The sequence below is a fragment of the Rhodococcus sp. NPDC056516 genome (assembly GCF_042794655.1).
In the GTDB taxonomy this organism is placed as follows: domain Bacteria; phylum Actinomycetota; class Actinomycetes; order Mycobacteriales; family Mycobacteriaceae; genus Rhodococcus_F.
The window spans coordinates 128,860-149,088 of record NZ_JBHTTG010000002.1 but is presented as its reverse complement, the minus strand read 5'-3'; the positions used below and the strand labels follow the sequence as shown (position 1 = coordinate 149,088).

Here is a 20,229-nt window from a genome sequence, read left to right as displayed (position 1 = left end):
AGGATCAGAATTTGTCGTCGTCAGGCGTCAGGCGCACCGCAGTGATGCGGTGCTCAACGCAAGGCTAGAAACCGGTTGCCCACACCTGCTTCACCGGAAACGTTCGGCTTCGCGGGCAAGTTCGGTCAACCGTTCACACAACTGTGTGAGTTCCGAACTTTCGGCGCCCTCGGCAACAGCAGTCGCCACATCTTCGGCGGCGCAGCGGACCTCGAACATCCGATCCACGAGTTCGACAGCCTCGACGGCGGTCAAGATGACGGCGTCAGCCGGGATGGAGGTGCCTTTGACGGCACTGCGTTGTTCGTAGGCGCGCTGGCGACAAGACTGGCTGCAGTACCGGCGACGACGACCCACTCCCGTCACCGCGACCTCGCGGCCGCACCACACGCACGGGTTTCCGGAACGCGCAGTCTGCGGTGATCCGACGCGTGTGCTCTCAGCCATGAGTCGACACTGTACTCGAGATTCGGACGCCTTCGATGAACGCGCACGGTACCCGGTAAGATGGAGAGGTTGCGTCTTCTCGCCACACGGGAACCAATCGGGTGCTCGTGGCGTTGTAGATGAGTGTGAGCGTCTACTCCCCAAGTCAGGGCGCCCACCAGCGGTGACGAACGAAGAGAGGACACCACCATGGCAGATCGCGTACTTCGAGGTAGCCGACTCGGAGCTGTGAGCTACGAGACCGACCGTGACCATGACCTCGCGCCCCGTCGTATGGCCAAGTACAAGTGCGAGAACGGCGAGATCTTCGACATCCCGTTCGCGGACGAAGCCGAGATCCCCGGTACCTGGTTGTGCCGTAACGGCCTCGAAGGCAGCCTCATGGAGGGAACTGCTCCCGAAGCCAAGAAGGTCAAGCCTCCCCGTACCCACTGGGACATGCTTCTCGAGCGTCGCTCGGTCGAGGAACTCGAAGAGCTCCTCAAAGAGCGTCTCGACTTGCTGAAGGCCAAGCGTCGCGGCGCATGAACTAGCACTTCGATCAAGACCGTCCGGTTCTACACCGGGCGGTCTTTCTCGTTCTTCGGGGAGTGATCGTTCACAAGTCGACGTCATACTTCGGCCCTTCTTCGACGTGGCAACTCCAGATGCTTCGCCGTACTGAAAGATATTTCAGTACAACGTCATTCAGCATCCAGGCGCACTCGCGAGCCGACAGTGCGCGAATGCTGGATTCGCGCTGGAGAACCATCGGCACTGCTTCGTGCACCAGTGTGAGCTGTATCCCCCACCCTGCGACACACCAAACTTCGGTGCACCAAACTTCGATACGGCGTGAAACTTCGACACGGCATTGGGACACCTCGGATACGGTGTCGAAATGAGACCGTCAGGAATGTTTGTCGGCGCGGGCGCACTGCTTCTCCTTGTGGGCTGCGGAAGTGCCGAGTCCCCGGTGCTGGGCTCCGCCCCGGCTCCCCCGACAGCCGATCTTTCGATGCTCGAGCCGGCGACCTGCCTCGCCGACAATCTCGGCGCGTCGCTCGGCACCGGAGTGCTCGTTTCCGAACCGAAACCGATCCCCGACGGATTCACCCCCACTCACGTGATCACTTGCGACTTCGGTACTGATGGCGATGGCAATGACAATGGCAGGGGCGATGGCAGGGGCGATCACACGATCGGTTGGGTCGAGCAGCATCGTAGGGGCGATCTGTCGGCGGTACTGTCCGCCTTCAGAGTGCCCTCCGACCATCGGGATCCCTCGTGCATGACCGACCAGCTTGTTCCGCCGACCGTGTGGCTTGTGGACGATCAGGGGTACGGTATGCGGCCGCTCGTTCCCCAGGGCGCCTGTGGCCAGTACAGGTGGGATGCGATCGAGGCGGTCAACACTCTGCCGGTCACCGAAACAATCGTGCACCAGGTTCCCGTCGGCGCGCGATGACTGCGACCTTCTAGTCGACCGTGAATCTTCGCATCGCCAGATATCCGAAAACGCCGACCAGGATCAACGTGACGCCTGCGGTCACGGAAACGGAGTCGGTCACCAGCCCTGCGATTCCGGTCACGGCTATGAACACCGGCAGAAAGTCGAACAGCCGGAAAATCGACTGCGGGGGTTCGGTATCGAGGCCCTGCGCCTGAGCCGCCTTGTTCGGCGCGTACTCGGGGTACCACTCGGTGAACGAGATCGCGAAGAAGGTTCCGAGCAACTGCAGAATCCACCCGGTCCAGAAGTTGTCACCGTCGTGCAGCCGTGCATCTCCGAACAGGCCCACCGCAGCCGACCAGGTGAAGGCGAGCGCCCATACTGCCGTGATGACGTAGTTGATGCGCAGAAACAAGGGCGTCGTCCAATACTCCTCGGGCGTCGACTCTTTCGCGTACTGCAAGGTGAAAGGGTTGCGGAGCAGGATCGACCCGAAGGCGAAGACCACCAGTGCGATGTTGGTCAGTTCGCCTCCCCAGAGTTCGAACCACCGAATCGTGTTCGCCGACGCGAGGAGCCCGATGGCCGCAAGAACGCCGAAGAACGCGACGTCGAAGACCTCCAACAGCTTCACGGTGCCACCGCGCCGGTGACTGGCCGCCAAAATCAGCAGTGACAACCCCAGCGCGGCAGCTGCGGATTCCTCGAACCTTCCCGGCCCGGAGAGTAAAGACAGCAGGATCCACGGCGACAGGCCCGCGAGCGGTGATTGCAGAACCGCATCGACCACGCTCGTTTTACGAACTGCAATCTGTCGCTCGGTCTTTTCGGGCTCGGTCTTCTGTGGCTGGGTCTTCTCGGGCTCGGTCACGGAACGCCGCCTTTGCGCTGGAACGGGTGGCACAGCGAGTACCCGCCCAGGCGCCCCTCGGAACATCGACTGCCCGGTATCCGATGCTCAGCTCAGGTTGCTGCCGTCTTTTCGGCAGGTAGCTCGGCCTTGTCCCGGCGCCTGGCGATCACCGCCAAGGCAATCGCGCCGACAGCGATGATGCTGAGCACGATTTCCGGCGCCGGGCCTACTCGGGTGGCGAGGGTGGTGCTGGTCGAGAGCGGCACCTTCGCCACCAGTGCGGCAGGCACGAACAGTTCGGTCTGCGAAGTCACCGCGCCGTCGGGACCGATGATCGCGCTGACGCCACTGGTCGCAGCAACGACCACCGCGCGGCCGTGCTCGACTGCCCGCACGCGCGACATCGCCAGCTGCTGATACGTCATCTCGGTGTCGCCGAACGTGGCGTTGTTGGTGGGTACCGCGAGAAGTTGTGCACCGTTGCGGACCGACTCCTGGAAGGCTCGGTCGAACGCCACCTCGTAACACGTTGCGACGCCGATGGGTACGTCCGCTGCGTGGACGACCCCGTTGCCCTCGCCGGGCACGAAGTTGCCCGCGCGATCGGCATAGGACGAGAAGTTCCGGAAGAAGCTCCGGTAAGGCAGGTATTCGCCGAACGGCTGGATGATCTTCTTGTCGTGTTGTTCCTGAGGACCGTCGGCTCCGTCCCACACGATCACCGAGTTCGTGGTCGTGCGATCGGCATTCACGAGTACGGTGCCGACAAGAATCGGCGCCCCGATCGCTTCGGAGGCTCGGGTGATGTCGGCCGCGGCATCGGCGTTTCGCAGGGGGTCGATGTCCGAGGCGTTCTCCGGCCAGATCACGACGTCAGGCCGATCGACACGGCCCGCGTCCACCTCGGCGGCAAGTTTCACGGTTTCGCTCACATGATTGTCGAGGACCTGCTTGCGTTGCGAATTGAAGTCCAAGCCCAACCGCGGAACGCTTCCCTGAATCGCGGCGACGGTGATAGTTCGGTCGCCGGAATCCATGGTGGCCAGGAACGGCGACGCCACAAGGGCAATGATCACGGGCACGAGGGCAGCGGCAACAGCTCCGAAGAATCCTCGGTCCCACCGCTTGGCTGCGACAGCGACGGCAATTGCTGCCAAGCCCGTACCGGTCAGGGCCACCGCGAAGCTGAGCAGCGGCGCACCGCCGACACTCGCAAGGGGAAGGAGCCACCCTTCGGATTGACCGAATGCGAGCCTGCCCCAAGGAAATCCGCCGAAAGGAACGCTGGAACGAAGCCACTCGGTGAGCGTCCAGGTCGCGGCAATCCACAACGGTGCCCACGGCAACCTCGCCACCAGGACAGCGAGCAACCCGAACAGTCCGATGAACAACGACTCCACCGCGGCCAACGCGATCCACGGGACCGCGCCTACGAACACACCGATCCACGGAAGCAGCGGCACCAGGAATCCGAGACCGGCCAGGTACCCGTAACCGAAGCCGGCACGCAGACGAAGTCCGCCGCGGCCGAAGTTGGTCAACACACACGTCAGAAGAGCGATCCCGACGGGCGCCAAGAACCACAGTGGGCGGGGTGGGAACCCGGCAAAGATCAGGAATCCACCTGCGGCTGCGTAGAGCGAACGCAGCCATGCCGAACCGGTGAGCACAGCGTTCACGCGGGAGCGATCGTTGCCGGGCGCCTCGGCGCTGCGCTCACTCACTCGTCGAGCTGCGCTGATAGACGACGCGTCCGCGATGCACGGACGAGATGCAGACCGGAATCGGCGCATCTTCCGCCAACCTCGGCAGAGCGGGTACTCGCGAGCGCGGATCGGTGGACCATCGCTGAACCGAGTCGGCCGGTGCACTCACTTCGAGTTCGCCTGCCTCCCACAACACGTAGGACGCCGGTGCGCCCGGATTGAGCGTTCCCGCGGCGCCGTCCCGCACGCCGCCCGCGCGCCACGCACCGCGTGTTGCTGCGGAGAAGGCCGCACGCGGCGAGATCCCACTTCCGTCGGTGCGGTGCTGAACAGCGGCGCGCAGCATCGCCCACGGCTCGATCGGGGTGACCGGCGCATCGGAACTGAATGCGAGTGAGACGCCCTTACCGGCAGCGGGTGCAAACGGATTCAGGGCTGCCGCGCGGTCGAGGCCCAGACGTGTCGCGTACAGGCCGTCGGTGCCGCCCCACAGTGCGTCGAACACCGGCTGGACACTCGCGATGACGCCCAAGGCGGCAAAGGTTTCCGCGTCGGCCATCGACATCATCTCCGCATGTTCGAGGCGGTGACCCAGCGCGGCGACCTTGGGGCCACCCAGTTCGTCGGCCACTTTCCGGAACGCGGCAGCTGCCGACGACACGGCGCCGTCACCGATGGCGTGGAATCCGGCCTGGACACCCGCGAGGGTGCAGGCCCGGATGTGTGCGGCGATCGCGTCGACGTCGAGGTAGGCGTTTCCCGTCGAATCAGGTTGGTCTGCATAGGGTTCGAGCAACCAGGCGGTGTGTGAACCGAGAGAACCGTCGATGAAGAGATCCCCGCCGAGTCCGTGGGCACCGGTCTTGTCGAGGAGCGCGCGCGCGTCCTCCTCGCTGTCGACGCGTTCACCCCAGTAGCCCCGAACCTCCACGCCGTGATCGTGGGACAGGAGTTCCTGAAAGTCGGTCAATCCCGAGATGTCCGGTCCCCCGCACTCGTGAACGGCAACGATTCCGCGTGAGGCGCAGAGATCGAGCGCAGCGGTACGAGCAGAAGCGCGCTGCGTTTCCGTCAGCAGATTCCGAGCGGCATTGCGCGCCAGGTGGTGTGCGTCGAACGTCAACGGGCCCTCGGCTGAGTATCCAGCGGTGTCGGCGAGGCCGGAGATGCCGTCGCGCAATGCGCTCGAGCACGCGGCCGAGTGAACATCGATCCGCGAGAGATATACCTTGCGGCCAGGTGCCGCGGCGTCGAGATCTGCGGTCGACGGCGGCGTCTGCTCGGCCCACTCGGTGTCGTCCCAACCGTGTCCCCAGATGACTGCGTCGGGATGGGCAGTTTCGGGGTTCGCGGCTGCGAATGTTCGTACTCGCGAGAGGCATTCGTCCAGAGAGTTCGCGCCCACGAGATCGAGGCCGACGAGATTGAGTCCCAGTGCGGTGATGTGGACGTGGGTGTCGACGAACCCGGGAGTGACAAACGCACCGCCCAGGTCTTCGATCTCCGCGGCGGGGTGCAACGCCCGTCCGGCGCGCTCGTCGCCGACCCACACGACGGTGCCGTCGGTGATGGCGATCGAGGTCGCGTCAGGTGCAAATGAACTGTAGATCCGGCCGTTGACCAGCAGACGAGTAGTCACGAGCACCCAGTCTGCCTGTTAGTACTGCGGCCCCCGCGAACGGGTGGGTGTATCCGTGTCCAGAATCTCACCCTCGAGGACCAGTTCCTTGCCGTTGCTGGCTACGTACTCGGTGGTTTCGGGTGTCTCGACGATGATCTCGCCGTCGATCACCTCGCCGTTTCCGCGCATCCGCGCCGCGTAGCCGACTGTTCCGGCAAAGGCGTCACCACCGGCAGCAAATGCTGCTGCGCGCTTGCCTGCCAGGAGGACTGCAAGCGGGCGCAGTGCCCAGCGGGTCGGCGGAATCAGAAGCAGCAGGCCCAGAACGGAAGTCACGAGTCCGGGCACGAACATCAACGCGGAGCCTGCCGCGACCAAGGCGCCGTCGGCGACCGCCAGTGACGGCGATCCCTCACCCCGCGTGGCCTTACGGAATCCGTCCATGACCCGTCGCCACTGCGAACGCATGAGGATCAATCCGATAAGCGATCCGGCAAGAAACAGCAGCACGGTCCAGGCGACACCGATGGCGTTGCCCACGATGACCAAGGCTGCGATCTCGACGATCACGTAGAGGAGGAATACGGCGGCAATCATGACGTCCCCTTTCAGACGGTCTACCCGTTCAACGATCGAGGGCCCGGTTTTTCTCCCGACAGCGATGCAGACCTGCAAAACAGGCGGGTGCCGTGAGTCACATGGGGCCTCTGCGGGCGCCGTCGACTTGCCTGGCATTAACTAACGCTCCGCTAACGATTCTAAACCTCAAGTTGACGTTGAGAGTCTGGACGTGGTCAAGTCACTTCGGGCCGCATTTCCCGGCCTCATGAAATGAAGGAGCCCGACATGAGCCGACTCCCCGGCAAGACACTCGCCCGACGCATCCCGGCTGCCCTCGCCGGCACTGCCGCCGTCGTGGCACTCACCGCCGGCAGCACGATGATGAGCGCCGGAACCGCCGCCGCAGAACCGGTTGCACCCGAAGGTATTGCTGCGCTGATCGCCCAGGCCGCAGCCATCTCCCCCGAAGCGTCTGCCGCTGTCCAGCAGCTGATCGGCACGGCAGGCGCCGACCAGATCACCGCAGCCCTCGATATCCCCGCCGTCGGCGTCACGAAGCCACAGTCGTTCATGTACCCGGCACCGACGATCGGGTGCGGCATCGCCGGCGAGCCTGTCACCGTCACGCTCAGCTCCGCGCAGGCCGGTCCGAACTTCCCCTTGCCGCCGTGGGTCGAGGCCGATCACCTTCGTTTCCAGGCAATCCCGGGTTACGTGGGCATCCCCAAGACCTCAGGGTTGAGTGTCGCCTGGATCAACGTGGGCACGTTCAAGGGCGGCATCGTCCCGTTGGACGAGAAGTTGCCGATACTCGATACGCCGTTGCTCTCGAAGGTCGTCGACACCGGTGACGGCAAGGTATTTGCCGCACTGTTCGGCAATGTCGACTACGCCGACGGAAAGTCCTGCATCGTGCTCCCCACAGTGGGCGCCTTTGATGCCTGACCAGAGCGAACCGCTCGCCGCTTGACAGGTGGCCGGCCTACGCGCCCGGAGTCACCAATCCGGTCTCGTAGGCCAGCACCACCGCCTGCACACGATCGCGCAGGTCGAGTTTCGTGAGAATGCGTCCGACGTGCGACTTGATCGTCGATTCGGACAGGTACAGCTGCTGTGCGATCTCGATGTTCGACAGGCCAGTGGCCACGTGTCCGAGGACTTCTCGTTCGCGTTCGGTCAGGACGTCGAGAACAACCGGATCGCGTCGCGGCGCCGGACCGTCCACGATGAACCTCGACAGCAGACGACGTGTCACCTTCGGGGAGACAACCGCATCACCGGCCGCCACGCTGCGGATGGCCGACACGAGATCCTCAGGCGGTGTGTCCTTGAGAAGAAAGCCGCTCGCTCCGGCTCGTAGGGCGCCGAGCGCGTGTTCGTCGAGATCGAACGTCGTCATGACGAGGACTCGCGACTCGATCCCGGAGGCAAGGATCTGCTCCGTGGCTTTCACTCCGTCGACAATCGGCATCCGCACGTCCATCAACACGACGTCAGGCTTCAGCGCCACCGCCGCTGCGACCGCCGCGGCTCCGTCGCCGGCCTCACCGATGACCGAGATGTCTTCATGTGCTTCGAGCACCATGTTCAGGCCCATCCGCATGAGTTCCTGATCGTCGACTAGCAGCACGGTGATGGGCACGGCGTAAACCTATCGGGCCTGAGACGTCGGTGCCAACGCGATTGCTCCGACACCTGGTTACAGAGACATCGCCTGGATCAGTCGTGGATCTCGAGTGGTAGTTCCGCATAGACACGCCAACTGCCGTCGGGGCGTCGTCCGGTCTCGAGGGTCCCGTGCAGTACCGCCACCCGCTCGCGCATGCCGACCAGTCCGTTCCCCGAACCGTGAGAGAAGGTCGAACTCGACGTTCCGTTGTCGACCACCTCGAGCAGCACCGCGGTCTCGGTGCGGCGCACGGTGACTCGTGCCTTCGGATTTGCGCCGGCGTGACGGAGGACGTTGGTCAGGGACTCTTGGACGAGGCGATGAATGCCCAGGCTGACCGACGGACTGACGTCGTCGAGTTCACCGGTCAGCTCGAGGCGCACGCCGAGTCCGGCGGCACGCATCATCTCGACGACCTTGGCAATACCCGCCGTTCCGTGTTGCGGCATCGCGTCGCTACTGACCTCGGTGCGCAGAAGCGAGACGGTCCGGCGAAGTTCGGCAAGCGCGTCGCGTCCGGTGCTGGAGATGTTGCCCAGCGCTTTCTTGGCCAACGCCGGATTGGATTCGACCGCGTACGACGCTCCGTCCGCCTGCACGATCATCACGCTGACCGCGTGGGCCACGACGTCGTGGAGCTCGCGGGCGATCCGGGTTCTTTCCGTGGCCACCGCATCCTCGGCGCGCCGATCCCGTTCGTACTCGGCCACTTCGAGTCTGGCTGCCACTTCCTCGTCGTACGCGCGCCGCGCGCTCAAGAACTCGGCGGTGATCCAGGCGAGCGCATAGAGCAGCGTCGCGATGATGATCGTGAGGATCACGTCTTGGCGGATCACGAGCAACGAGAGAGTCATGTCCAGCGCCAGGAAGCACGCGAAGATTGCCCCGGTTCGTCGATCGACGTAGGCAACGAGTGTGTAGAGCGAGACGCCGAGTGCCAGCAGTCCTGGATGTTCCGCAGCCGGGTCCCCTGTCGCCCACATCATCAGGGTCGCGAAATACGACATGGACAATATCGCCGCTGCGGAGGTGCGGGGAAATTTGCGACGCCACACGACCGGCAGACAGATCAGAAATCCGACGACGAGCTGAGGCCATCGTTCCTCGCGAGGTGAGCTCACGAACGTGACAACTTCGAGCGCGAAGAACACGAGCGCCAGAGCGCTGTCCGCGATCATCGGCTTTCCTCGCAGCCACAGGCTGAACCTCCGCATGTGCTCAAGAGTGTCACAGCTGTGAAAGAGTCACCGCCGTGGATATTGCTGATTGGGGACTGCTGATGACGGCAGCGACGGCGGCGGGTTGGGTGGACGCTGTCGTCGGCGGCGGCGGATTGATTCTGTTGCCCGCGCTCTTTCTGGTCGCGCCCCAATTGACCCCGCAGGCGGCCTTGGCCACCAACAAACTCACGGCCTTCACCGGGACGAGCGCCGCGGTGTACACGTTCTCCCGGCGAATCCCGATGGAGTGGCGGCAGCTGGCTCCGGCAGCTGCCTTGGCTGCGGTGACAGCCGCGTGCGGCGCGGCGGCCGTTTCACTGATCGACAAGAAGTACTTCATTCCGATCGTGATGGTCGTCCTCGTCGCTGTCGCCGTCTTCGTGACCATGCGTCCGACGCTGGGAACCACCATCGCCACTCATCGTCCGACGCAGCGCAAGACCGTTCTCGTCCTGCTGCTCTCCGCCGGACTCATCGGCCTCTACGACGGTCTGCTCGGACCTGGCACGGGCACGTTTCTCATCATCAGCTTCGCGACCTTCCTCGGAACCGAATTCGTCCGCAGCGCAGCGATGGCGAAGGTGATCAATCTCGGTTCCAACTTCGGCGCGCTCGCGTACTTCGCCGTCACCGGACATGTCTGGTGGAGTTTGGGTTTGGCTATGGCAGTTTGCAACGTTCTCGGTGCGGTCATCGGTTCGCGGATGGCGTTGAGCAAGGGATCCGGATTCGTCCGGATCACGCTGTTGGTTGTCGTGATCGCCATGGTGATCCGCCTCGGATGGCAGCAGTTCGGCTGAGATCGGCGGTCGTCGACTAGCGTCGTGTGCGTGACCGTCACCCGAGATGTCGATGCAGATTTCCTCGCCCTCCCGCTGCGAGTCGTCGCTGACGCGGCGCTGTCGGCAGCAAGAACCGCCGGAGCCCAGCACGCCGACGTTCGTGTCCACCGCGTGCTCACACAGTCGATCAGGTTGCGCGACGGCGTAGTTCAGGCCGTGTCCGACGGAGACGAGATCGGGGTCGCCGTCCGCGTGATCGTCGACGGCACCTGGGGATTCGCCTCCCACGCCGAGGTGTCCCCTGACGTCGCGGCTGCGCTGGCGCGCCAAGCCGTCGAGGTTGCGAAGGCATTGCGCTCGCTCAATCGTGATCCGGTCACTCTCGCCGACGAGCCCGTCTACGCCGACGCGACATGGGTGTCGCCGTACCTCGAAGATCCTTTCGCGACACCGACGTCCGACAAGGTAGCCCTGCTGGTCGACTATTCCGGGCGGCTTCAAGCCGCCGACGGCGTGGACCACGTCACCGCGAGCGTCCTACAGGTCAAGGAACAGACCTTCTACGCGGATCTGTCCGGGTCGTCGATCACCCAGCAACGGGTGCGTCTGCACCCCGAGTTCGAAGCGACTGCCGTCGACAAGTCGGCCGGCAGCTTCGAATCGATGCGTACCTTGGCTCCGCCGGTAGGGCGCGGATGGGAGTATCTCGGGGCGGAGAGCACGTGGAACTGGGGCGACGAGCTCGCCCGGATCCCGGAGTGGCTGGCCGAGAAGACCAAGGCGCCGACCGTCGAAGCGGGTCCGACCGACCTCGTGATCGATCCGACCAATCTGTGGCTCACGATCCACGAATCCATCGGACACGCCACCGAATACGACCGGGCGATCGGCTACGAAGCGGCCTACGCCGGTACGTCGTTCGCGACGCCGGACAAGCTGGGAACGCTGAAATACGGAACGCCACTCATGCACGTGACCGCCGATCGTAACGTAGAGCACGGCCTGGCCAGCGTCGGATTCGACGACGACGGCGTCGCCGCTCAGCGGTGGGATCTGGTCGCCGACGGAACACTGGTCGGGTATCAACTCGATCGCGTGTTCGCACCGAGGCTGGGACTGACGCGTTCCAACGGATGCTCGTACGCAGACTCCGCACATCACGTTCCCATCCAGCGTATGGCCAACGTCTCGCTCTCCCCCGACCCTCACACGGACACCTCGACCGAAGACCTGATCTCACGAGTCGAGAACGGCATCTACGTCGTCGGTGACAAGTCCTGGTCGATCGACATGCAGCGCTACAACTTCCAGTTCACCGGTCAGCGGTTCTTCAAGATCCGTGACGGAAAGCTCGACGGTCAGGTGCGTGACGTGGCGTATCAGGCGACGACAACAGATTTCTGGGGCTCGATGGAAGCCGTCGGCGGAGAGTCGACCTGGCAACTGCAAGGCGCATTCAACTGCGGCAAGGCGCAACCCGGTCAGGTTGCGGCGGTCAGCCACGGCTGCCCGTCCGCTCTGTTCCGCGGAGTCAACATCCTCAATACCCGTTCGGAGGCTCAGCAGTGATCGATCCGCAGCAGGTCGTCGAGCGTGCACTGGCCGCGAGGACGGTAGACGAATCGTTGGTGATCGTGACCGACGCCAGTGAAGCGTCGCTGCGGTGGGCCAACAATTCGATGACCACCAACGGAGTCTCACTGTCCCGGACGTGGACTGTGATCTCGATCGTGCGCGAAGGTGACATCGCGAAGGTGGGCACTGTCAGTTCCAGCAGTGTCGATCCGGAGCAGATTTCCGCGCTCGTGCAGGCAAGCGAAGAAGCTGCTCGCACAGCCACTCCCGCTGACGACGCATCCGACTTGATCACCCAATCGGCGGCGGAAACCGACTGGGACCTGCCGCCCGCCTTGACCGACATCGGTGTCTTTGCTCAGTTGGCTGCCGACCTGTCGAAGGCCTTCGACGGCAGTGACCAGTTGTTCGGCTTCGCCCACCACCAGTTGCACACCACCTGGCTCGGAACCTCGACAGGCGTGCGACGCAGAACTGCTCAGGCCACCGGCTCAGTCGAAATCAACGGCAAGCGCGGCGACGCGAGTGCCTGGGTCGGATCCGGAACTGTCGATTTCAGCGACATTTCAATACCGAAGCTCTTGTCACAGTTGACCACTCGACTCGACTGGGCGGGCAATTCCGTCAGCCTGCCCGCCGGCCGCTACGAGACGATTCTTCGGCCATCTGCTGTGGCGGACCTGATGATCTATCTGATGTGGACCATGGAGGGTCGCGGCGCAGAAGAGGGGCACACCGCACTTTCCTCCACCGGCGGCACCCGGATCGGCGAGAAACTTGGTGCCTTGCCACTCACGCTGACCTCCGACCCCGAGGCCGAGGGCTTGCAGTCCGCGCCGTTCGTGATCACGACGTCGTCGAGCGAATCCGTCTCACTGTTCGACAACGGCATGGAGATCGAACCCGTCGACTGGGTCCGAGACGGGGTTGTCAATGCGCTGGCATACCCGCGCCACGCTGCCCGCGAATTCGGTCGACCCGTCGCAGTCCCCGGCGACAACCTCATCCTGACCGGTGGTGACGACACCTCGATCGAGGACATGATCGCAGGTACCGAGAAGGGACTGCTGCTCACGACCCTCTGGTACATCCGCGAGGTGGATCCCACGACGCTGCTGTTGACCGGACTCACGCGTGACGGTGTGTATTTGATCGAGGACGGCAAGATCGTCGGCGCCGTCAACAACTTCCGTTTCAACGAGAGCCCCCTCGATCTCCTGCGGCGGGTCACGGAGGCGGGCCGAACCGAGATCACGCTCCCCCGCGAGTGGAAAGACTGGTTCACTCGAACGGCGATGCCGCCGATGCGCATTCCCGATTTCCACATGTCCTCGGTCAGTCAGGCGCAGTGATGGCGAAGGTCGTGATCGCCGGCGGCACCGGCGCTCTCGGCCGCCGGATCTGCGACGATCTCGCCGGCCGCGGGTACGACGTCGTGGTCCTGACTCGGTCACCGAAACTCGGCAGGCACAGGCAGGTTCAGTGGGACGGCGTCACGGTGGGCGACTGGGCAGGAGAACTTGACGGCGCCGCGGTGATCAATCTGGCCGGCGAGTTGGTCGATCGCCGACCCACACCGGCAAACATTGCACTACTCACCAGTTCCCGAGTCGATCCGACCCGTGCGCTGGTCGAAGCGTCGAAACTACTGGCGAGCCCTGTTCCGGTCTGGATCCAGGCGAGCACGCTCGCGATCTACGGCGACGCGGGTGAGTCCCGGCTGGACGAGGATTCTCCCCTCGCTGACGGACCGCCTCAGATGACCGACGTCGCCAAGGACTGGGAGGCAGCGGTCGAGGGCGCCAACACGTCACGAGTAGTGATCCTGCGGACCAGCGTCGTGTTGGAGAAGGGCACACCGGCGCTCGAGCGACTGCTGTTGCTCGTGCGTTTCGGTCTGGGCGGACGCGTTGCCTCGGGCAGGCAGTGGACGAGTTGGATTCACATCGAGGACTGGCTGTCGATCGTGCGCTGGGCCCTCGAACCCGATTCGGCCGCCTCGGGTGTGGTCATCGCGACTGCCCCGGATCCTGTCCGAAATTCAGAACTGATGGCCGGGCTGCGCAAGCACCTTCACCGCCCACCTGCCCCGCCGACACCCGCTTTCATGGTCCGACTCGGCGCGTTCCTGCTGCGCAGCGACGCGGCCCTGGGCCTGACCGGTCGACATGCCGTGTCGAAAGTGTTGACGGACAACGGCTTCCCATTCGCCTATCCGCAGTTCGACACAGCCTTGGATGATCTGCTCGGCAAGTGACGCGCGGTCAGGCCGAAGTGATGGCAATGCCGATCGTTCCGGTCTTGCCGCGGCGAAGAAGACTGCCCTTCATGGTGATCCAGCCGAGGATTCCGTACCGACGTGCGATCGCGTCGCGAGCATGATCGGTGCCCAGTCCGTCGAGGATCTCGGCGACGGCGGCAACTGGTTCGCCCTTGGGATTTCCCCGAGCATCGCACGCAGCGACGGTGACCGACGGGTTTCGCCTGATGCGCTTGACCTTGTAGGAATCGGTGACTGTCCACATCAGGAGCTTGTCGCCGTCCGGCGCGGCCCAGAGCGGAGTCGCCACCGGCGTTCCGTCCTTGCGGAAGGTCGTGAGTAGGACGTACTTGGCCTCGGAGACACGCTTGAAGTCGGGGTTCACTCCTCGAGGATAGGTGCGAGCACCTCCCGCTGAACACCGACAGGCTTCCGCGACTATCTGGCGACTGCTCATCCTCGACTGAACTTTGCCTCTTATGCACGTTTTATCCGGTTTCAATAGGCATTTGACACACCGTTTCGTCCCCGAATTCCATCTCGAGTTATTCTGAGGCAAACCGTCGAACTGGGGAGTCGAACTTACACATGCAGCGCCGTGACATGCAGCGTCGTGACTTTTTCAAATCGGCCGGGGTGGGGGTGGCAGTTGCAGCCGCGGCACCGCTCATGTCGACGTCGATCAGCCACGCAGCCCCCGCACCTCTGCGGGCGCTACCGATGGGTGCTGATCACTACCGCGCGCTCGTCCCCGAGTTGTTCGTACCCTCGCCTACTCCCCCGGAGCATTCCGAAGCCATCGTCATCGGCTCCGGATTCGGCGCAAGCGCCACCGCCCTCAGGCTTGCGCAGAGCGGCACCCAGGTCACCATCCTCGAACGCGGACTTCGATGGCCTCACGATCCGCAGCGAGAGATTCACACCTCCGACATGCTGGCCGACGGCCGCGGAGTTTTCCGGCGAACATCGTTCACCAACCTCACCGGACTCCCCGTGGCGTGCGACTACTTCAGCGGCGTCCTCGATGCCACCGACTACGAACACATCTCGGTCTGGCGCGGCGCTGCAGTCGGCGGCGGGTCCATCGTCTTCACCGGCGTGATGATCGCCCCCGAGCGCCGATTCTTCGACGCGGTCTTCCGCAACTCCCTCGACTACGACGAGATGACGTCCACCTGGTACCCCAAAGTGCGCCAGATGCTGCGTCTGAGCCCGTTGCCCGAAGACATCTACCTAACCCCGAACTTCGGGCACTCGCGTCGCTGGGATGAGGATGCTCGTCGTGCGGGCTTCGATCCGCAGCGGATCGACGGGATCTGGAACTGGGACGTGGTGCGCTCAGAACTCGACGGCCGAACCCGAGCCTCGGCCACTGTCGGTGACAGCAACATGGGTAACTCCAACGGCGCGAAGTTCGACCTCACGCAGAACTACATTCCCGCCGCCGAAGCCACCGGACGAGCCACCGTCTGTTACGGACATCAGGTGCTCGCAATCAGTCGCGAACGCGATGGACGTTACGTCGTCGACGTCGAATCGACGGATCCGACGGGCGGCGTTCTGGCGCGCAAGACTCTCACCTGTGATCGGTTGTTCCTCGGCGCCGGCTCCATCGGCACGTCCGAACTGTTGGTGCGCGCCCAGGCGACCGGCGCGCTGACGAACCTCAACGAACACGTCGGCAAAGGCTGGGGTACCAACGGCGACGCCGGAATGGTGCGCTCGTTCGGCTTCAGTGACGGCACCGCGCAGGCCGCGCCGTCGGCGTCGCGCATCGTCGACGAGTCGGGAATGCCACTCTCCCTCGAGAATTGGTACGTCCCCGGCTTGCCCGTGAACATCGGCATGCTCGGAACCTTGGGTATGACTCTCGACTCGCAGCGCGCCGACTTCGCCTACGACGGCGGCAACGATCGGGTGGTGTTGAACTGGCCGAAGAACGGCAACGACGCCACCGTCGAGGCCCTGCGCGCCGTTCAAAACAAGATGGCGTTCGCCGGGACCACGCTGCCGTCCGCGTTGCCGTTCGCGAAGGACGTCAATTCCTCGTTCACCGCACATCCCCTCGGCGGTGCGGTTCTGGGCAAGGCCACCGACGGCTACGGGCGAGTCAAGGGCTACGACGGTCTGTACGTGATGGACGGCGCCGCCATTCCCGGCAGCACCGGCACTGTCAATCCGTCACTGACCATCACGGCGCTGGCGGAACGGAACATCGCTCAGATCATCAAGTCCGGACGCTGAAACACTTCAGCGCCCGGACCCTGCCGGTGATCTCGAGGTCTACTCTCCCTCGAGTTCGCCTTCGGTTTCGAGGTACACCTGACGCAAGCCGTCGAGTGTCTTCTGCTCGGGGTGCTCCCACATGTTGCGCTCGGCAGCTTCGAGGAGTCGCTCGGCGATTCCGTGCAAGGCCCACGGGTTCGACTGGGTCATGAACTTCTGGTTCTGCTCGTCCAGAACGTAGGTCTCGGCGAGCTTCTCGTACATCCAGTCCGCAACCACGTTGGTGGTGGCGTCGTAACCGAAGAGGTAGTCGACCGTGGCCGCCATCTCGAATGCACCCTTGTACCCGTGACGGCGCATGGCGTCGAGCCAGCGGGGATTGACGACACGCGCCCGGAAGACGCGGGCAGTCTCTTCCGAAAGTGTGCGTGTACGAACCGATTCCGGCCGGGTGCTGTCCCCGATGTACGCCTCGGGTGACTTTCCGGTCAGCGCGCGCACAGTGGCAACCATGCCGCCGTGGTACTGGAAGTAGTCATCCGAATCGGCGATGTCGTGCTCACGCGTGTCGGTGTTCTTGGCCGCCACGTTGATTCGACGGTATGCGCTGCGCATGTCATCGGCTGCCGGGATTCCGTCGAGCCCACGGCCGTACGCGAAGCCGCCCCAGTTGGTATACACCTCGGCGAGGTCGTCGTCACCGCGCCAGGTCTTGGAGTCGATGAGTTGCAGCAGGCCGGCGCCGTAGGTTCCGGGCTTCGAACCGAAGATACGGGTGGTCGCACGCCTGGCGTCGCCGTGCTCGGCAAGGTCGGCCTGCGCGTGAGCGCGCACGTAGTTCTGCTCGTCCGTCTCGTCCAGCGCCGCCACCAACTGAACAGCGTCGTCGAGCAATGCGAGCACATGCGGGAACGCATCACGGAAGAATCCGGAGATGCGGACGGTGACGTCGATGCGCGGTCGGCCCAGTTCTTCGAGATCGATGACTTCGAGGTTGACCACGCGTCGGCTTGCTTCGTCCCAGACCGGGCGAACACCGAGGAGCGCAAACACTTCGGCGATATCGTCGCCGGAGGTGCGCATGGCAGCGGTGCCCCACACGGACAGACCCACCGAGCGCGGGTACTCGCCGTGATCGGCGAGATAGCGAGCGGCGAGCGACTCGGCCATGGCCTGACCGGTCTCCCACGCCAGACGCGACGGAACTGCCTTGGGGTCGACCGAGTAGAAGTTGCGACCGGTGGGAAGCACGTTGATCAGGCCGCGCAGCGGCGAGCCGCTCGGGCCGGCGGCGATGAAACCGCCGTCGAGCGCATGCAAGACCTGCTTGATCTCGTTGTTCGTCTGCCGCAGACGCGGAACCACTTCGGTGGCGGCGAACTGCAGGATCTTCACGACGGTCTCGTCGTCGCTGAGGTCTTCGGCGGCAGCGGGGCTCCAGTCGGCGTCGTACATGCCGCGAACCAGAGCGTGCGCCTTTTCCTCGATGTCGTCGACACGGCTGCGGGACTCGTCGCCGTCTTCGCTGAGCCCGAGGGCCTCACGCAGACCGGGGACGCTCTGTTCGCCGCCCCACATCTGACGGGCACGCAGCATCGCGAGTACCAGTTCGATTTCGGCGTCGCCCTCGGGAGCGCGGCCGAGAATGTGCAGGCCGTCGCGGATCTGGACGTCCTTGATCTCGCACAGCCAACCGTCGACGTGCAGGAGCATGTCGTCGAAGACGTCTTCTTCGGGGCGCTCCGCGAGGCCGAGGTCGTGGTCCATCTTGGCTGCCCGCATCAGCGTCCAGATCTGCTGGCGAATGGCCGGCAGCTTGGACGGGTCCAGTGCGGAGATGTTGGAGTGCTCGTCGAGCAGTTGCTCGAGACGGGAGATGTCGCCGTAGCTTTCGGCGCGGGCCATCGGTGGGATCAGGTGATCGACGAGCGTCGCGTGGGCACGACGCTTTGCCTGTGTTCCTTCACCCGGGTCGTTGACCAGGAAGGGGTAGATCAGCGGCAGGTCGCCCAGGGCTGCGTCGGTGCCGCAGTTGCTGGACATGCCGAGTGTCTTGCCCGGCAACCATTCGAGGTTGCCGTGCTTGCCGAGGTGCACAACCGCGTCGGCACCGAACCCACCAGCATCAGGCGTCGCCGCGATCCAGCGGTAGGCCGCGAGGTAGTGATGGCTCGGCGGCAGATCCGGATCGTGGTAGATCGCGACGGGCTTTTCACCGAATCCCCGCGGCGGCTGGACCATGAGGACGATGTTGTTGAATCGCAGTGCCGCGATGACGATTTCGCCGTCGGGATCCTGCGAGCGGTCGACGTACAGCTCTCCGGGTGCTGTGCCCCAATGCTCTTCGACGCCGCTGCGCAGCGCTTCGGGCAACGTGGCGAACCATTCGCGGTACTTTGCTGCCGAGATTCGGATCGGATTTCCCTCGAGCTGCTCGGCAGTGAGCCAGTCGGGATCCTGGCCGCCGGCCGCGATCAGGGCATGGATCAGCGCGTCGCCGTCCTTCGCCGCCAGGCCGGGGACTGCGTCCGGACCGTCGATCGGACCGAGGTCGTAACCGGCAGAACGCATTTCAGTGAGCAGGTCGATTGCGCTCGCCGGAGTATCGAGACCGACGGCGTTGCCGATGCGGGCGTGCTTGGTCGGGTACGCCGAGAGCATCAGAGCAACGCGACGCTCGGTGGTGGGAATGTGGCGCAGCTTGCCGTGACGGACCGCGATCCCGGCGACACGGGCAGCGCGCTCGACGTCGGGGACGTACGTGGACAGTCCGTCGGCATCGATTTCCTTGAAGGAGAACGGGACGGTGATGATGCGGCCGTCGAATTCCGGCACCGCGACCTGGGTCGCGACGTCGAGAGGAGACAGTCCGTCGTCGTTCTCGTCCCAGGTGGCGCGGCTACTGGTCAGGCACAGGCCCTGCAGGATGGGGACGTCGAGTGCAGCGAGTGCGGCGACATCCCAGGCTTCGTCGTCGCCACCGGCGGACGCCGTCGCGGGCTTGGTGCCGCCGGCAGCAAGAACTGTCACGACCATGGCGTCGGCGCGGCGGAGAGTGGTCAGAAGTTCGGCTTCTGCGGTTCGCAGTGATGCGCAGTAGATCGGGAGCGCGGTGCCACCGGCCTCGGCGACGGCGTCACACAAAGCCTGGATATACCGGGTGTTACCGGCCAGATGTTGAGCGCGGTAGTACAGAACGGCGATGACGGGACCGGTCGCCCAGTCGAGATCGGGCGCGAAATCCGCGATCCCCCAGGAAGGCAGGTGAGCCGGCGGCTCGAAACCGTGACCGGTGAGCAGGACGGTGTCGGACAGGAAGTGGTGCAGCTGTGCCAGATTCTGCGCGCCACCCTCGGCCAGGTAGTTGTGGGCCTCGGCAGCGACACCGGCGGAAACCGTCGAGCACTCCATGAGGTCGGCGTCCGGCGCGTGCTCGCCGCCGAGCACGACTACGGGGAGTCCGGAGGCGAGGACCATGTCCAAGCCGTCTTCCCAGCTACGACGGCTGCCGAGGATGCGAACGATCACGAGGTCGACGCCGTCGAGCAGAGGCGGCAAGTCTTCCGAGACCAGCAAGCGTGAGGGATTGGCCCAGCGGTAGGAAACTCCGTCGCCGGCTTCCTGGCTGGCGCGGGCGCTCAGCAGATCGGTGTCGGACGTGGAGAGCAGAAGAATCACGGGTGAAGCCTTCCTGGGGTTTCGCGCCCCGTGGCACAGATCTGTCATCGACGGCGGTTGAGGGTCTGACTCGTGTTTCCGAGCGGAAACACATCCCGTTCGAAAGAACACTCACAGTGGCGCGACCGCACCGGACTTTCACCGGTTTCCTCAACTGCCGTCACTGGTGGTGGTGATGCTACCGGTCCGCAGAAGGCAC

At 64.3% G+C, this 20,229-nt stretch carries 17 protein-coding genes and 1 riboswitch; of the genes, 8 read left to right on the top strand and 9 right to left on the bottom strand.

The window, feature by feature from the left end; genetic code table 11:
• Window positions 1-90 precede the first annotated feature (90 nt).
• Window positions 91-447, bottom strand: coding sequence for a hypothetical protein (locus ACFQ6Y_RS05865; protein ID WP_192804714.1), 357 nt, complete (start codon window positions 445-447; stop codon window positions 91-93).
• Window positions 448-636: 189 nt separating this feature from the next.
• Here ACFQ6Y_RS05865 and ACFQ6Y_RS05860 point away from each other — a divergent pair, with 189 nt between their 5' ends.
• Window positions 637-975, top strand: coding sequence for an RNA polymerase-binding protein RbpA (locus ACFQ6Y_RS05860; protein WP_230815631.1), 339 nt, complete (start codon window positions 637-639; stop codon window positions 973-975).
• 352 nt (window positions 976-1,327) lie between these two features.
• Window positions 1,328-1,894 carry a hypothetical protein gene (locus tag ACFQ6Y_RS05855; RefSeq protein WP_378630106.1) on the top strand — a complete coding sequence of 189 codons (567 nt, stop codon included), beginning with the start codon at window positions 1,328-1,330 and terminating at the stop codon, window positions 1,892-1,894.
• 10 nt (window positions 1,895-1,904) lie between these two features.
• On the opposite strand, the gene ACFQ6Y_RS05850 is transcribed toward ACFQ6Y_RS05855, so the two are convergent.
• From ACFQ6Y_RS05850 to ACFQ6Y_RS05835, 4 genes are all read right to left on the bottom strand, one after another.
• Entirely contained in the window at window positions 1,905-2,750 is an 846-nt protein-coding gene (locus ACFQ6Y_RS05850) for a hypothetical protein (RefSeq protein WP_378630102.1), read from the bottom strand.
• Window positions 2,751-2,842: 92 nt separating this feature from the next.
• Window positions 2,843-4,411, bottom strand: coding sequence for an apolipoprotein N-acyltransferase (lnt, locus tag ACFQ6Y_RS05845; protein ID WP_378631318.1), 1,569 nt, complete (start codon window positions 4,409-4,411; stop codon window positions 2,843-2,845).
• Window positions 4,412-4,448: 37 nt separating this feature from the next.
• The gene (locus ACFQ6Y_RS05840; RefSeq protein ID WP_378630099.1) at window positions 4,449-6,083 is read right to left on the bottom strand and encodes an amidohydrolase; all 1,635 of its coding nucleotides are present in this window, start codon (window positions 6,081-6,083) and stop codon (window positions 4,449-4,451) included.
• Between the two features lie 12 nt (window positions 6,084-6,095).
• Window positions 6,096-6,656 (bottom strand): FxsA family protein, encoded by a 561-nt coding sequence (locus ACFQ6Y_RS05835; RefSeq protein WP_378630097.1) that lies wholly within the window; start codon window positions 6,654-6,656, stop codon window positions 6,096-6,098.
• A gap of 249 nt (window positions 6,657-6,905) precedes the next feature.
• Between ACFQ6Y_RS05835 and ACFQ6Y_RS05830 the strand changes: the two genes are divergently transcribed.
• Complete coding sequence (locus tag ACFQ6Y_RS05830; RefSeq protein ID WP_378630095.1) at window positions 6,906-7,565, top strand: hypothetical protein; 660 nt, start codon at window positions 6,906-6,908, stop codon at window positions 7,563-7,565.
• A gap of 37 nt (window positions 7,566-7,602) precedes the next feature.
• On the opposite strand, the gene ACFQ6Y_RS05825 is transcribed toward ACFQ6Y_RS05830, so the two are convergent.
• Both ACFQ6Y_RS05825 and ACFQ6Y_RS05820 read right to left on the bottom strand, forming a co-directional pair.
• Entirely contained in the window at window positions 7,603-8,262 is a 660-nt protein-coding gene (locus tag ACFQ6Y_RS05825) for a response regulator transcription factor (protein WP_003945024.1), read from the bottom strand.
• Between the two features lie 77 nt (window positions 8,263-8,339).
• A complete protein-coding gene (locus ACFQ6Y_RS05820) occupies window positions 8,340-9,503 on the bottom strand; it encodes a sensor histidine kinase (RefSeq protein WP_378446023.1) in 1,164 nt (387 codons plus the stop codon).
• 38 nt (window positions 9,504-9,541) lie between these two features.
• Here ACFQ6Y_RS05820 and ACFQ6Y_RS05815 point away from each other — a divergent pair, with 38 nt between their 5' ends.
• Genes ACFQ6Y_RS05815 through ACFQ6Y_RS05800 form a run of 4 tightly spaced genes read left to right on the top strand, consistent with a single transcriptional unit; the run spans window position 9,542 to window position 14,123 of the window.
• Complete coding sequence (locus ACFQ6Y_RS05815) at window positions 9,542-10,309, top strand: TSUP family transporter (RefSeq protein ID WP_230815638.1); 768 nt, start codon at window positions 9,542-9,544, stop codon at window positions 10,307-10,309.
• A gap of 30 nt (window positions 10,310-10,339) precedes the next feature.
• Window positions 10,340-11,860: a TldD/PmbA family protein gene (locus ACFQ6Y_RS05810; RefSeq protein ID WP_378630088.1), complete on the top strand. Its 1,521-nt coding sequence runs from the start codon at window positions 10,340-10,342 to the stop codon at window positions 11,858-11,860.
• Window positions 11,857-13,218 (top strand): metallopeptidase TldD-related protein, encoded by a 1,362-nt coding sequence (locus tag ACFQ6Y_RS05805; RefSeq protein WP_378630084.1) that lies wholly within the window; start codon window positions 11,857-11,859, stop codon window positions 13,216-13,218. Before ACFQ6Y_RS05810 ends, ACFQ6Y_RS05805 begins: the two co-directional genes overlap by 4 nt.
• Window positions 13,218-14,123, top strand: coding sequence for a TIGR01777 family oxidoreductase (locus ACFQ6Y_RS05800; RefSeq protein WP_378630080.1), 906 nt, complete (start codon window positions 13,218-13,220; stop codon window positions 14,121-14,123). The genes ACFQ6Y_RS05805 and ACFQ6Y_RS05800 overlap by 1 nt, the downstream gene beginning before the upstream one ends.
• 7 nt (window positions 14,124-14,130) lie before the next feature.
• Here the strand turns inward: ACFQ6Y_RS05800 and ACFQ6Y_RS05795 are convergent, their stop codons facing one another.
• Window positions 14,131-14,511 (bottom strand): PPOX class F420-dependent oxidoreductase, encoded by a 381-nt coding sequence (locus ACFQ6Y_RS05795; protein WP_378630076.1) that lies wholly within the window; start codon window positions 14,509-14,511, stop codon window positions 14,131-14,133.
• Between the two features lie 203 nt (window positions 14,512-14,714).
• Here ACFQ6Y_RS05795 and ACFQ6Y_RS05790 point away from each other — a divergent pair, with 203 nt between their 5' ends.
• Window positions 14,715-16,370 (top strand): GMC oxidoreductase, encoded by a 1,656-nt coding sequence (locus ACFQ6Y_RS05790; protein WP_378630073.1) that lies wholly within the window; start codon window positions 14,715-14,717, stop codon window positions 16,368-16,370.
• A 39-nt stretch (window positions 16,371-16,409) separates the two neighbouring features.
• Here ACFQ6Y_RS05790 and cobN read toward each other — a convergent pair whose 3' ends face one another.
• Window positions 16,410-20,030: a cobaltochelatase subunit CobN gene (gene cobN, locus ACFQ6Y_RS05785; protein ID WP_378630069.1), complete on the bottom strand. Its 3,621-nt coding sequence runs from the start codon at window positions 20,028-20,030 to the stop codon at window positions 16,410-16,412.
• Window positions 20,031-20,093: 63 nt separating this feature from the next.
• Window positions 20,094-20,180: riboswitch (cobalamin riboswitch) on the bottom strand.
• Window positions 20,181-20,229 lie beyond the last annotated feature (49 nt).